We start from the raw sequence: 13886 nt of genomic DNA, 5'->3' as shown, positions 1-13886 counted from the left end.
CCGTGCGGCGGAATTAAGCGAAGCCGGATCGGGCTTGCCCCCTGTTCCATTCCTGTTCTAACGCTGGCGCAGTGAGCGCGCGTCCTGCCCTTCTGCTTCCGGCGATTCACGCCAGCCACGGCGGATGCTGGCTGCGCGATGGCGAAGCAACCCGCGGTGTGGGCAAAGGCGATGCCATCGTGGCGGCGGCCGATACCCCGCTGCTCCTGCTCAACGCCCCGCTCGTGGCCAGCCGCCTTGGCTATCCCGATCTGTCGGGCCTTGATCTGCTGGAACTGTTCGCCTTCGTCCATCCGGCGCGGTTCATGGTGCCGACGCCCAAGGGGCTGGCCCACGCGCTCGATCTGCCAGAACCCGCGGCCGACGATGCTGTTCCGCTGCTGCTGCAACAGGCCGCCGAGACCCTGCTGGCCACCTGCGAGCGCGAAGACTGGGCCGAGCGTGAGGGCGCATGGACCGTATTGCAGGCACTGGTCCGGATGCGCTGGCCCTGGGCCACCCTGCTGACGCCGCGCATCGCGAGGCCGCAGCGGGCCGAGCGCTGGCTGTTTGCAAAGCTCCCCGAATGGGAAGAGGCAAGCGACCGGCCCCAGCCTGCGCAGATCGTATTGAGCGACGAGGCCGTGATTGCCCGTCTTGGCGAATTGACCGGCGCCGGGGCTGAACAGCGCCCGGCGCAGCGCGAGTATGCCTGCGAGGCTGCGCGCATGTTCGCCCCGCGCCAGCAGCAGCGCCAGCCGCACGTGGTTCTTGCACAGGCAGGAACCGGAACGGGCAAGACATTCGGCTATCTCGCCCCGGCCTCGCTCTGGGCAGAGCAATCGGGGGGGACGGTCTGGGTCTCGACCTATACCAAGGCCCTGCAACGGCAATTGCGGCGCGAAAGCCGCCGCGCCTTTCCCGCAGCGCGGAACGGAAAGCCGCCGGTGGTGGTGCGCAAGGGCCGTGAGAATTACCTTTGCCTTCTCAATCTGGAAGATGCGCTGCAGGGCGGGTTTGGCGGACGCGCGGCAATCCTTGCGCAGTTCGTGGCTCGCTGGGCAGCCTATAGTCAGGACGGGGACATGATCGGCGGCGATCTGCCGGGGTGGCTTGGCACGCTGTTCCGCAAGCGCGGCATCGCGGCGTTGACCGACCAGCGCGGCGAATGCGTCTATGCCGGGTGCCCGCACTATCGCAAATGCTTCATCGAACGGGCCGCGCGGGCATCGGCCGATGCCGAACTGGTCATCGCCAACCACGCACTGGTCATGGTGAATGCGGCAAGGGGCCGGGATGTGGCGCAACGGCCAACCCGGATCGTGTTCGACGAAGGCCACCACGTGTTCGAGGCGGCGGATTCAACCTTTTCGGCCGCGCTGACGGGCGCCGAGACGATCGAACTGCGGCGCTGGGTGATCGGGCCGGAAGGCAAATCGCGCGGACGCCGCCGCGGGCTGTCGGCGCGGCTGGCCGATGTGGCCAGCTATGACGAGGAAGGAGCCCGCGCGATTGCGCAGGCACGCGAGGCAGCAGAGGCCCTGCCAGGCGATGGCTGGCTTGCGCGGGTGGTGGAAGGCACGCCCTCCGGCCCGGTGGAAGAACTGCTGAACGCGGCGCGCGCCCTTGCCTATGCCCGCGATGAGAGCGGCGGGCAGGAAGCTGGCTATGGCCTTGAAACCGAAGCCGCGCAGCTTGACGGCAGCTTCATCGAAATCGCCGGACGGGCGCAGGAAGCGCTGGAAGCTCTGCGCAAGCCGCTGGTGCGGTTGGGGCTGCGGCTCGAAGCGCTGATCGAGGACGGACCGGACTGGCTTGATGGCCCTGCCCGTGCGCGCATCGAAGGCGCGCGCGGAGCCATTGGCTGGCGCAGCGATCTGATTGCGGGCTGGATTGGCCTGCTGGCGCGGCTGGGTGGACCGGGCGATCCCGATTTCGTTGACTGGATTGCCGTGGAGCGGTCTGACGGACGCGAATGGGATGTGGGGCTGCATCGCCACTTCCTTGATCCGATGAAGCCTTTTGCCGAAACGGTGCTGGCCCCAGCACACGGGGTGATGATGACATCGGCGACCCTGCGCGATGGCGATGACTGGACCAGCGCCATTGAACGCAGCGGCGCCCAGCACCTTGAAATCGCCCCGCGCCGGTTCAGCGCGGACAGCCCCTTTGACTACGCTCGACAGGCCGAAGTCCTGATCGTGACCGATGTGCCCAAGGGCGACATTCCCGCGCTGGCATCGGCCTATGGCCGCCTGATCGAGGCTGCCGAAGGCGGAGCGCTGGGCCTGTTCACTGCGATCCGGCGGCTTCGCGCGGTTTACGGGCGGATAGCAGACCGGCTGGCGCGCGGCGGCCTGCCACTCTTTGCACAGCACGTCGACCCCATCGACACAGGCACCCTGGTCGACATCTTCCGCGACGATCCGCGCGCATCGCTGCTGGGCACCGATGCCCTGCGCGACGGGGTGGACGTGCCCGGCCATTCGCTGCGTCTGGTCATCATGGAGCAGGTTCCCTGGCCCAAGCCATCGATCCTGCACCGCGCACGGCGGCTGGCAGGCGGAGGGCAAGCCTATGACGACCGGATCATCCGCGCCCGTCTGGCGCAAGCCTTCGGGCGGCTCATCCGTTCAGGCACGGACAGGGGGCACTTCGTGGTGCTGTCCTCAGCCTTTCCTTCACGGCTCCTGTCGGCCTTTCCGGCAGGCACCCCGATCCGCCGGGTCACGCTGGATGTTGCTTTACAAAGCGTCTCAGGCCGTGCTTCAGAAGATGCGAAGGCCGAAACGTTGCGCTCCGAGGGGATTTCGTGAAGACACTCGCCCTGTTCCGCCATGCCAAATCGGACTGGAGCGATGCCCGCGCGCGCGATTTCGACCGGCCGCTGAACGCGCGTGGACAGCGCGGCGCGCAGGCCATGGGCGAATATATCAAGCAGACCGGCCGCACTTTTGACCGGATGATCGCCAGCCCCGCCGTGCGCGCAGCCGAAACGGTGGAGGAAGCCAGCAAGGCGTGGAAATGCACCTTCAAGGTGGAATGGGACCGGCGCATCTACCTTGCCAGTTCGGCAACGCTGATCGACCTGCTGAAAGAGCTTCCCGGCGATCCGGCCAGCGTGCTGATGATCGGGCACAATCCCGGCCTTGAAGACCTGATTTTCGATCTGGTTCCCGATGATGGTTCATCGCCCCTGCGCACCATCGTGGAAGAGAAGTTTCCGACCGCCACTTTCGCGGTGCTGGAACTCGACGTGGAACGATGGGCTGACGTGACCGAAGGCTGCGCAAGGCTGGTGGAAATCAAGCGGCCGCGCGATCTTGATCCAAGCCTTGGACCGGCGCTGATCGATTAGCCCTGCCCCGTCAGGCTATTCGTCGAGAGCCGTGGCGAGCCGGTCGCGTATGCCGCGCAGGAAGGCAATCAGGGGTGCTGCGGATTCGCCCTGCGCACTTCTTTCGGGCTGCGGCGCCACGACGGGCGCAGTAGCATCCACCTTGCGCCCGCGAAGGGCCTGGCGAGCGCCCTTGATCGTATAGCCTTCGCGGTGGAGAAGCCGGTCGATCTCGGCGATCAGGGCGATATCCTGCGCACGGTAATACCGCCTGCCGCCCGCGCGGGTCAGCGGCCGGAGTGCCGGAAATTGCTCCTCCCAATAGCGCAGGACATGCTGCTTGATGCCAAGAGCCTTCGCCACTTCGCCAATGGTGCGCAGCGCTTCAGGAGCCTTGCCGTCCGCACCTTCATGAAGCAGCGGCGCATTCATGAAAACCGCCTCGTCATCCCTTGCCGATGCGATCCTTCAGCATCTGGCTGGCACGGAAGCTGAGGACGCGGCGCGGGGTGATCGGCACTTCGATGCCAGTCTTGGGATTGCGGCCAATGCGTTCGGCCTTGTCACGCAGAAGAAAGGTTCCGAAGCCGGAAATCTTCACATTCTCGCCGCGCGCCAGAGCATCGCAGACATGACCAAGGATGGATTCCACCATTTCGAGCGAATCCGCACGCGAGAGACCGACACGGCGGTTGATGCTTTCGGCAAGATCAGCCCGCGTCAGAGTGCCAATTGAACGCATTCCCCCAGAACCCCCGATCCGTAAGACTTGTAAGGCGCACAATAACGCGGATTCTGCGGAGTGCAATGCAGTGCCATTCCGATCCGGATACGGGCCGTCAGCGCGTCATCGATGGGAAAAAATCAGACGCGGACGAGACTGGCGCCCCAGGTAAAGCCGCCACCCATCGCCTCGAACATCACGAGACTGCCCGGCTTGATCCGCCCATCGCGCACGGCAACATCAAAGGCCAGCGGCACCGATGCCGCGCTGGTATTCGCGTGCCGGTCAACCGTGACAACAACCTTCTCGGCGGGCAGATCAAGCTTGCGCGCCGTTGCATCGAGGATGCGGAAGTTGGCCTGATGCGGCACCACCCAGTCGATCTCCGCAGCCTGGTGGCCGGTCGCGTCGAGCACTTCGCGCAGAACGCTGGCAAGATTGGATACCGCGTGGCGGAAAACCTCGCGTCCCTTCATGCGCAGCTTGCCGACGGTTCCCGTGGTGGAAGGACCACCATCGACATAGAGCAGTTCGTTGTGCGCACCATCGGCGTGCAGACGCGTGGCGAGAATGCCGGGCGCAGCCGGATCGTTGTCGTCCACCACCTGCGCTTCGAGGACAATTGCGCCCGCACCGTCGCCGAACAGAACGCAGGTCGTGCGGTCTTCCCAGTCCAGAATGCGGCTGAAGGTTTCTGCGCCGATCACCAGCGCGCACTTGGCCATGCCGGTGCGCAGCATCGAATCCGCGGTGGCCATCGCATAGAGGAAGCCCGAACAGACTGCCGCGACATCGAAGGCAATCCCGCCATGGCAGCCAAGATTGTGCTGAACGATCGTTGCCGTTGCCGGAAAGGTCTGATCCGGGGTGGCGGTGGCAAGCACGATCAGATCCACCCTGCCCGCATCGATACCGGCCGCCTCAAGCGCACGCTGCGCGGCAAGTGTGGCAAGCGTTGACGTGGTTTCCCCCTCGCCCGCTATGTAGCGCTGCCTGATGCCGGTCCGCTCGACGATCCATTCATCGGTCGTATCGACCATCTGCGCCATTTCGGCATTGGCAACACAGCGCGCTGGAAGGGCAGAACCACTGCCGCGAATGACGGATCTGACAACCGGACGCGCGCTCATGCCGCGTCCTCGCCACTTGCCACGGCGGCCCGGCCACGGCCCGACGTGCGGATGGTATCGGCGCCAAGGCGGGCAAGGTCTGCTGCGATCCGTTCGGTCAGGTTTTCCTCCAGCAGCCTTGCGGCAACGGCGACCGCATTGGCAACGCCCAGTGCCGATGCACTTCCATGGCTTTTGACGACAACACCGTTCAGCCCCAGAAACACGGCCCCGTTATGATTGTTGGGGTCAAGGTGGTGCTTGAGCAGTTCGGTTGCAGGGCGGGAAATCAGGAAGCCGAACTTCGAACGCAGAGACGATGAGAAACTGCGCCGCAGGAGATCCGCAACGAAGCGGGCTGCGCCTTCCATCGACTTGAGCGCGATATTGCCCGAAAATCCATCGGTAACGACAACATCGCAATCACCGCGCGAAAGCTTGTCGGCTTCGGTAAATCCGTCGAAGCGCACCGACAGATCACCCGCCAGCTCCTTGAGCTGGTTTGCCGCATCGCGCAGCGCATCCGTGCCCTTGGTTTCTTCGGTACCGATATTGAGCAGGCGGACGCGGGGTGCCTCCAGCCCGTGCAGGATGCGGGCATAGGCCGCGCCCATGATCGAAAACTGCACAAGGTTGCGCGCATCGCATTCGGTGTTAGCGCCGAGATCGAGCATGATGAGATCATGCTCACCCAGCGTTGGCAGCAATGCGGAAAGCGCAGGGCGATCGATGCCCGGCATCGTGCGCAGGGCCAGTTTGGACATGGCCATGAGCGCGCCGGTGTTGCCGGCACTGACTGCGGCACCGGCCTGACCCTGCTTCACGGCATTGATGGCCAGCCCCATCGAGGTGGTCTTCGCCCGGCGGAGCGCCTGAGTCGGCTTCTCGTCGCCCGATACAACATCGGGCGCATGAAGGATCTCGGACGCATCGCGCAGGTTCGGGTGCCGTTCAAGCGCCTGCTTGATCCGGGCCTCGTCACCCACCAGAAGGAACTTGAAGCGATCGTGGCGCCGCCGGGCGAGGGCCGCACCCTCGACCATTACGCGCACACCTTCGTCTCCGCCCATCGCATCGACGGCGATACGCGGCAGGCTCATCTCTTCAATCCCCTCCCGCAGACAGGCTTAGAGCCCGACGGCGATGATTTCGCGTCCGTTGTAGTGACCGCAGGCGTTGCACATCATGTGCGGGCGCTTGAGTTCACCGCAGTTCGAGCATTCGTGGAACGCTTCGACCTTGAGAGCATCGTGGCTGCGGCGCATACCCCGGCGGGACGGGGTGGTCTTTCTTTTGGGGACGGCCATTTCGGCACCTGTTCCTGAATTGCGAAGTTTTGTTGCGGGCGCGATAGGGAAAACCGGACCATCGCACAAGCCCTGTGTGGCACAGGACCCGCACGCAGCGACGCATCGCCAGCAGGAACGGGATTCGCCAATCACGGGCGAAGGCGCGCCTATACGGATTTTCTGATGCTTTGCAAGCGCGCCAAGGCTAGCAGGAGCAGGCATCACGCAGGATGCCGGTGACACGGGGGAGTATTTACAAAGACATGATGACCTTGCCTATCACGCTCTGCGCGGCGGCGGCGGCCGCTGCAATCAACCTCTGGCTTTCGGTCCGGATCGGCATGATCCGCGGCGCGAAGAAGATCAGCATCGGCGACGGCGGCGACATGGAACTGATCGCCCGCATGCGCGCACAGGCCAACTTCATCGAGAACACCCCGATCGTGGTGGTCCTGATCGCGGTGATCGAACTGGCACGCACCGGCAATATCTGGCTGGCGGGCGTGGCCGGCATCTACATGCTGGGCCGCGTGGGCCACGGCATCGGCATGGACGGCGGGCCGCTGCGCTTTCTGCGCGGCGTCGGCACGCTGACGACGATGCTGGCGCAATTGGGACTTGGCGTCTGGGCGGTTTCCATCGCTCTGGACATGTGACCTGCGTCAAAGGGGAGCGGCCTTCAGCGCCCTCCCCTTCACCAGATACCGAGAGCCTCAGCTCAGCGCGTAGTCGCTGACGAAGGCGTTGGTCTGACGTTCCCGGCCGAAGGTGCTGCTGGGCCCGTGGCCGGGCACGAAAGTCACGTCATTGCCCAAAGGCCAGAGCTTGCCGGTGATCGAATCGATCAGGTCCTGATGGTTGCCGAGCGGAAAGTCGGTCCGGCCGATTGATCCCTGAAACAGGACATCCCCCACGATCGCCACGCGCGATTGCGGATGATGGAAGACGACGTGCCCCGGCGTGTGACCGGGACAGTGGATCACATCGAGTGCGACCTCGCCAACCGTGACCTTGTCGCCGTCGGCAAGCCAGCGCGTCGGCTCGAAAACCTCGCCGGTTATGCCCCAGCGCTGCCCGTCCTCGTCGAGCCTTGAAATCCAGTAGCGGTCGGCTTCGTGAGGGCCTTCGATCGGCACACCCAGTTCACGCGCGAAAATGCCTGTGCTGCCGCAGTGATCGATATGGCCATGCGTGACGAGCAGTTTCTCGATGGTCACGCCCGTGATCTCGATTGCCTTGCGCAGCTTTGCCAGATCGCCGCCCGCATCGATGAAGGCACCGCGCATGGTTTTCGAGCACCAGACCAGCGTGCAATTCTGCTGGAGAGGAGTGACGGGAATGATGGCCACCTTGAAAGGCGGCTCGGCGGCGGAGGCAGCTTGCTCGGTCATGGACAGGGGAATGGCCCGCGCCGTGCCGAATGGCAAGATCACTCAGAGCCGTCCGCCCTTCCACACCACGCGGCCGACAAGTTCGACATGCTCGATCGGGCGTTCAAGCCGAGGATAGGCAGCGTTGTCGGAAATGATGCGGACCGTGCCCGCCGGGCCGGGTTCCAGCCGCTTCACCAGCAGCATTTCGTCCAGACGGATCACATAGATTCCGGCACGCAGCGCCCGGCGCGCCCTATCAACGAGAATCTCGTCGCCATCGCGCAGCGTCGGCTCCATGGAATCGCCTTCGACCTCGATCACCGAAAGCATTGCCGGCTCAAGCCCCTGTGCCTTGAGCCAGCGATGGGAAAAACGCAGACGCCCTGACGGGATTTCCTCGACGGGCATGGCTCCCGGACCGGCCGACGCGCCAAGCGGCAGGCGCGGAATATCGGCCCATTCGGCAGGAGCGCTGCGCGCCGCAGGCACACCCTGCCTTCCCTGCCCCGCTGCCACCGCCGTGCCGCGCTGCACGCCGCCCAGTTCGTTTTCGGAAACGCCAAAAAACTCGGCCAGGGTGCGGCGGTCATTCTCTTCCAGCTTGCGCGGACTGCCCTTGCGCACGAACTGCTGAAGGTAGGTGGTGTTGCGGCCGATCAGCGCGGAAAGCGCGGCAAGGCTGACGCCTCGCGCAGCGGCAAGCGAGACCAGCCGTTCCCGCGCCCCATCATCTGGTCCGCCACTCATTCGTCTTCCTCCATATCCGAAGGACTTTTCCTATCATTGTAGGATTTCAAGATCAACATAGGAAAAATCCTATTTCGAGTCGCTTTCCGCGATCCGCCTGACAACGAGGGTCCGTAGCCATGCTTCTGCGCCAGATCGAAAAGTTCCTCAGCCGCACCGGAATGCCGGAAACCCGCTTCGGCCGCCTTGCCGCGCACGACCCGCGCCTGGTGGGCGACCTGCGCAACGGGCGGGAACCGCGCTCTGCCATGATAGCACGAGTAGAACATTTCATGAACAATTTTTCGGAGAATACCCATGCTGCTTGATCTGAACCGCTTCGAGACAAAAGCGGATGTCGCCCAATCCGCCTTCGCCCGTCCCCAGCCTGCTTCGCGCCGCCTGTCCGTTGCGGAGCGACTCCTGCGGGCCATCCGCGATATCAGCGGCCCGCTTGCCGAAATCATCAGCCACAGGGAAGTGCCCTGGGCCAGCATCACCTTTTCCGGAGAGCGTCACATGATCGCCCTGCGCTTTGCCGGAAGCGATGCGGTAAGCGATGGGGAACGCTTCATCGCCGTCCTGTCCGACCACGAGTTCAAGCTGCGCGGCAAGCTGGTGGCGGATGCCAGCGTGATGCGCGTCGATCACGAACTGCTGCCCGCGCCCCTCATGGAGGTGGAATGCGAAATCCTTCTGCTGGACGAAGACTGAGCAAGCGACGACCGCCGCTGGGCTAATTTGCCGGCCGCGCCAGCAAGGGCGCGGGGCTGGCATCGACCCACAGCTTCATGTCGACCGCATTCGACACGCGGAATACCTCGCGCCGGCTGTTGAGAAACAGCTGCTCCATTTCCGGCCGGGTGAAGGGACGAGAACCCAGCCGGCCGAATACCGCCATCTGGCCGCCGGTCTCGTCAACGCCGCGATCCCGGTCCAGTCCCTTGGACAGAGCCAGCGCCGGACTGGGCGTGCGCGCCCACGCAATCAGTTCCGGCCTGGGTTCGGGCGAGAAGCCATAGAAGTTGGGCTGGCTGGCCGGGCTGGTCAGTTGCAGAACCTTCACGCCATTCCGGCCATCGGCAACATAGGCAAAGGCGGAAGCATTCGTGGAGGCCACGATCACGTCCTGAGCATCGTTCAACTGGCCTTCGGCAGTATAACTGAGCAGGATGGATGGCCGGGTGGGCGCGGTAATATCCACGATCACCAGCCCCTGCCCCTTTGCCGCAACGTAGGCATAGGTGCGGGCCAGATAGACCCGGCGCGCATCATCGAGCGGCACGGTTGCTTCGGCCACCGGCCGGGGACTGGCAAGATCGGTCACGTCCATCAGCTCAAGGCCGTTGGCGGTCGTTACCCAGAGATAGCGGAACTGCACCGCCGTTGCCCGCGGATCACGCAGCGGCACGATCGAGGTTACGCGCGGATCAAGACACGTCTCGCCGCCCTTCTTCGCACTGACTTCGCAGGGCTTTTGCGCCGACCACGGCTTTGTAAGGTGGACCGTGACGAGCGCCTTGTCCGTAACCACATAGGCATAGTCCCCCGCCAGCGTGATGTGCCGCGCACCCGCAAGCACGCCATCAGGATTGAAGGTGAAGGCGCGCGTGAAGAAGTTGTTGCGGAACTCGCCATCGGCCAGCGTATCGACATTGACCGCGATCAGCCCTTCCACCGCATCGGTCACGAAGGCGTAGCTGTAAACCGGCGAGAACGGCTGCTCCTGGTTCAGCGCGCGCAGTTCGGGCGTGTTGCGGGTGGGGGCAATGGCCTGATTGGTGGGCAGCGCCATGCAGGTGGCGTTCTTCGTCCTGATGTGCGTGTTGTGACCGAGCGAGGAGAACGGCGCGGTGACGATCCGTTCGGAGAAGCCCTTGTCGCCGATCGCAGCAATATCGTAGGCGCGAAAGCCTCCCTTCCCTTCGGCAACGAACATGTATTCACCGCGCATTTGCAGGCAGCGCACCGCGTCCTTCGTGCCTTCGACGATGTTGGTAAACTGCTCCTGCCCGGTCGTCTCGCCCGACAGGTTGGCGTCGAAGATCCGGCCGCGCGTCCAGTTCTTCAGTTCGCGCCCGTTCTTCTCCACATGCTCGCGCCAGTAATCGGGATAGGCATAGCGGTGGAGGTAGGAACCGATCACCGCCTGCGGCTCGTCCCATTCGGTCACGCGAATGGCCTCGAAGCCGCGCTCAAGTCCGAACCAGGCATTAAGCCCGACGAAGTTCACGTAGTTCGTGCCCAGCAGCAGCAATTGCGCCATGATGGCGTTGTTGTCGTCGTCCTGGCTGACATGGCAGTCGGTGCACTGCTTGGTCTCGTTCTTGCGGACGGTGTGCGGAAAGTGCGGCGCGAATGCCTGCGATGAATAGCCGATGGAGGAAATCGGCGGCTGCTGCACGTAGATGCGTTCACGGTTGATGTTCGTGGACGAGAGGATCAGCGCCGAGGTGGAACGGATCGGCGCAGTGATCGCCTTGCCCGAAACCGGATTGCCCGCCGCATCGAACTGCACCGGATCGGAACCCGATGACTTGTTGCGCTGGTGCTTGCCGATCTGGAACATGTCGTCACGCGCAACCTGCGGGTTATAGGTCGCATAGTTGCGGGTATAGTCTTCCTCATACTTGTGCGTGGCCGATTTCCAGTTCGCCTCGATCGGCAGGTGGCAGCCCGCGCACGATGTGGTCCACGAAAGGTGGCAGGTGAAGCAGGCCATGTCATCATCACGGTGCGCGCGCTGCTCCTTGGGAATGCCGGTGCCGAACCGGTAGATGCCATCTTCGGCGGCAGACTTTGCCATGAGCTTGGCGCGCGCCGCCTTGGGGTTGAAGATCGGCGCGCCGGTGCTGTCCACCTTGCCCTGATAGCGTGCATCGACCGCATCCTTCACGAGACTGACCCGCCATGACAGGTTGGGATCGATGATCGAACGCTGGATCAGCACACGGCGGCCATCGGCTTCGGTGAACCATTCGAAGCGGCGCTGGCCATCGGCGTTGCGCAGAAGGGCAAGGTTGTTGCCCTTCTCCGGCGCGGCAAGGTTTGAGGTGAGAAGGTTGGGATAGGCATCGGGCGTGCCGTGGCAATCCTTGCAGCCGATCTCCACCGCGTTGGCGACCTCGCCATAGATCAGGCCGTTGCCGTGGCTGTCCTGTGCGAAGTGACAATCGGCGCATTGCATTCCGATCTGCGCATGAATGTCCATCATGTGGACGGCCTTGCCCGGATTGTCGGGTCCGGCATTGACGAACTTGCCCTCCGCGCCTTTGCGGAACTTTTCGGGATCGTCGGGCGCAATGATATGCGCCTTGTCGGTCCCGTAGGTGCTCATGTCGCCATCGGCATCAAGCAGATTGCCACGGCGGTCCCGCTTGAGGATGGCGCGGAAGTTCCACCCGTGGCCGTGATAGTCGGCGAACTGGGTGTCCTTCATCTGGCTGTTGAGATCGTAGATGTTGCGCAGGAACTCCACATCGCGCCACAGGCCGCGCGTGGCCGCGCCTTCAGGGTTGCGGTCGAGCACTTCGCGCTGTTCGTCGATGTTGGGATAGAACTGCCTTTTGAATGCCTTGGCGTATTCCGCGTCCGACATTCCGGCGGGCCTTGGCGCGCGGTTTTCCGGCCCCGGCCACAGCGAATCCGCATCGGACTCATAATCCCACATGATGTAGCCGAGATAGGTGTTCAGGAAGATGTTCGGCTGGTGCATGTGGCAGTTCATGCACTGGGCGGTGGGGATGGCGCGGGTAAAGGCGTGGACCAGCGGATGCCCGCGTTCGCGATCCTGCATGGCGACGGGACCGGCCGCATCCTGCGCCGCATCGGCATGGCCGCCATCCGCGCGATGCACTGCGGCGGCTTTCACCCGGCCCTTCTCGTCCAGCCCCGCGGCGGCATGAGCCGATGCCTTATCCAGCTTGCTGTGGTCCATCGTGCCATGCGGCGCGACGCCCTGGGCTGGCGCGAAGACAAGTTGTGCAGGCGACGCGATGGCACGCGCGCAATCGGCCGCCATGTCTGCCGAGGCTGAGGGATCAGACCTGTCTCCGCCCAGATAGCTGCCCTTCCCGCCCAGCACGGTGCCGCGCACCTTTTCGTGCGCTTCATGGGCTGCGGCATCGTAAGTGCCATAGGCGCCCTTGCGGTGCTGGCCTTCGCGCAAGCCATTGATGGCGGGATCGGCGGTCACTGTCTGCCCGTCTCGCCCGCATTTGCCGTAATTGAGCGAGTGGCGCGGTTCTCGGTCGTTCGCATAGATCACATGGCACGCCGCGCAGCCCGATGAGCGATAATCGCCCGGCTGGTCGTTCGTGCCCATCTGGAACAGGAACGGATCATTGAGGCGCGTCTTGTGGATATTGAGCACGGGAATGGCGACCCGCAGCCCAGTGGCCGGGCCGCGGTTCGACTGCTTCAGATCGGGCCGCCCCGGCTCGTCAAGCCGCTGGATCAGACCCGTGGAGTTGGGCAGACCGATTTCGGGAAACTGCGGGTTTATGACGCGCCCACCATCCTCGAACACGCGGAAAATATCGCCCGGCGGGATCTGGTGCCAGCGCGGCAGCGGGTAGAGCACCGGCAGCGCGCCGCGCGCCTTTTCCCGTGGCGTAACCGTTCCCCACATCGGCTTTCCATCGGCGCCGATTTCCTTTGATGCGGATTTCAGCAGCGCCGGTTCGCCATTGCGGGTGAAGCTTTCGCCGAACATGTAGTTCTTGAAGGGCACGATCCCGTTGTTGTAGGCCGCGCCGCCCCACAGCATAGCCCCCGTTGCCATGAGCGAACGCTCCGATGCCTCGATGATCGCCATGTGGCATGCCCCGCAGGCATCGCGCGCCACGCGGTAGTCCGAAGGATTGACGAAGCGGATGAACTCCGGGCTTTCCTTGGCGAGCAGCGCATAGGACCGCTTCGGATTGGCCGAGGACGGCCAGCCCCACGCAACGGGGTATTTCGGCAGGACATGGGCGTCCTTCATCGCGCCGACATATTCCATCGAATTGCGGTTCCACGACCGGTCCGCGAAGACCCGGTTGTTGCCGCCGTGGCAATCGACGCAGGACAGGATCACCGCCGGGCTGGCATGCATGGTGCGATGGTCGCTCTGCGTATGGCAGCTTGTGCAGCCCGCGTTCTGCCGGTCAACATAGGCCCACTGTTCTGCCGCGGTCTCGCCCGGCTGGCCGCGCGGCGCAGGCGGCGCGCGCAGGTGCTTCACCTTCTGCGCCGGTTCCTCCCCCGAAGCCCTGAGCGCGCTGGGCGCGGCCAGCGCGGCCAGCGCGGCCAGCAGCATGATGAACCATGCCAGGGGAACAGGGCGAAGGCGGCGCACGAGAGGCATGA

13 protein-coding genes are annotated in these 13886 nt (G+C 64.1%); 5 read left to right on the top strand and 8 right to left on the bottom strand.

Going from position 1 to position 13886, the window contains the following annotated elements; translation table 11 throughout:
• Nucleotides 1-71 precede the first annotated feature (71 nt).
• Both DKM43_RS05345 and DKM43_RS05340 read left to right on the top strand, forming a co-directional pair.
• Nucleotides 72-2795, top strand: a complete 2724-nt coding sequence (locus tag DKM43_RS05345) for an ATP-dependent DNA helicase (protein ID WP_109797443.1) — start codon at nt 72-74, stop codon at nt 2793-2795.
• Nucleotides 2792-3337, top strand: a complete 546-nt coding sequence (locus DKM43_RS05340; protein WP_109797442.1) for a SixA phosphatase family protein — start codon at nt 2792-2794, stop codon at nt 3335-3337. Before DKM43_RS05345 ends, DKM43_RS05340 begins: the two co-directional genes overlap by 4 nt.
• Nucleotides 3338-3352: 15 nt before the next feature.
• Here DKM43_RS05340 and DKM43_RS05335 read toward each other — a convergent pair whose 3' ends face one another.
• The 5 genes from DKM43_RS05335 to rpmF form a co-directional block, all read right to left on the bottom strand.
• Complete coding sequence (locus DKM43_RS05335) at nt 3353-3748, bottom strand: MerR family transcriptional regulator (RefSeq protein WP_109797441.1); 396 nt, start codon at nt 3746-3748, stop codon at nt 3353-3355.
• A gap of 13 nt (nt 3749-3761) precedes the next feature.
• Entirely contained in the window at nt 3762-4058 is a 297-nt protein-coding gene (locus tag DKM43_RS05330; protein ID WP_201739789.1) for an integration host factor subunit alpha, read from the bottom strand.
• Between the two features lie 122 nt (nt 4059-4180).
• On the bottom strand, nt 4181-5170 hold the full coding sequence (locus tag DKM43_RS05325) for a beta-ketoacyl-ACP synthase III (protein ID WP_109797440.1): 990 nt from the start codon (nt 5168-5170) through the stop codon (nt 4181-4183).
• Nucleotides 5167-6249: a phosphate acyltransferase PlsX gene (gene plsX, locus DKM43_RS05320; RefSeq protein ID WP_109797439.1), complete on the bottom strand. Its 1083-nt coding sequence runs from the start codon at nt 6247-6249 to the stop codon at nt 5167-5169. The genes DKM43_RS05325 and plsX overlap by 4 nt, the downstream gene beginning before the upstream one ends.
• Nucleotides 6250-6276: 27 nt before the next feature.
• Entirely contained in the window at nt 6277-6456 is a 180-nt protein-coding gene (rpmF, locus tag DKM43_RS05315; protein ID WP_109797438.1) for a 50S ribosomal protein L32, read from the bottom strand.
• 245 nt (nt 6457-6701) lie between these two features.
• On the opposite strand from rpmF, the gene DKM43_RS05310 reads away from it, so the two are divergent.
• A complete protein-coding gene (locus DKM43_RS05310; RefSeq protein WP_201739788.1) occupies nt 6702-7094 on the top strand; it encodes an MAPEG family protein in 393 nt (130 codons plus the stop codon).
• Nucleotides 7095-7151: 57 nt separating this feature from the next.
• On the opposite strand, the gene DKM43_RS05305 is transcribed toward DKM43_RS05310, so the two are convergent.
• Entirely contained in the window at nt 7152-7829 is a 678-nt protein-coding gene (locus DKM43_RS05305; protein ID WP_109797437.1) for an MBL fold metallo-hydrolase, read from the bottom strand.
• Nucleotides 7830-7871: 42 nt separating this feature from the next.
• The gene (locus DKM43_RS05300; protein WP_109797436.1) at nt 7872-8558 is read right to left on the bottom strand and encodes a S24 family peptidase; all 687 of its coding nucleotides are present in this window, start codon (nt 8556-8558) and stop codon (nt 7872-7874) included.
• A gap of 119 nt (nt 8559-8677) precedes the next feature.
• Here DKM43_RS05300 and DKM43_RS05295 point away from each other — a divergent pair, with 119 nt between their 5' ends.
• Nucleotides 8678-8866, top strand: a complete 189-nt coding sequence (locus DKM43_RS05295) for a hypothetical protein (RefSeq protein WP_109797435.1) — start codon at nt 8678-8680, stop codon at nt 8864-8866.
• Nucleotides 8856-9251 (top strand): hypothetical protein, encoded by a 396-nt coding sequence (locus DKM43_RS05290; protein ID WP_109797434.1) that lies wholly within the window; start codon nt 8856-8858, stop codon nt 9249-9251. The genes DKM43_RS05295 and DKM43_RS05290 overlap by 11 nt, the downstream gene beginning before the upstream one ends.
• A 22-nt stretch (nt 9252-9273) precedes the next feature.
• Here the strand turns inward: DKM43_RS05290 and DKM43_RS05285 are convergent, their stop codons facing one another.
• Nucleotides 9274-13884, bottom strand: a complete 4611-nt coding sequence (locus DKM43_RS05285) for an LVIVD repeat-containing protein (protein ID WP_236632400.1) — start codon at nt 13882-13884, stop codon at nt 9274-9276.
• Nucleotides 13885-13886: the final 2 nt, after the last annotated feature.

The sequence above is a fragment of the Novosphingobium meiothermophilum genome (genome assembly GCF_003171715.1).
In the GTDB taxonomy this organism is placed as follows: domain Bacteria; phylum Pseudomonadota; class Alphaproteobacteria; order Sphingomonadales; family Sphingomonadaceae; genus Novosphingobium; species Novosphingobium meiothermophilum.
Note: the sequence above shows the minus strand (reverse complement) of the source record. Positions and strands in the feature narration are given on the sequence as shown.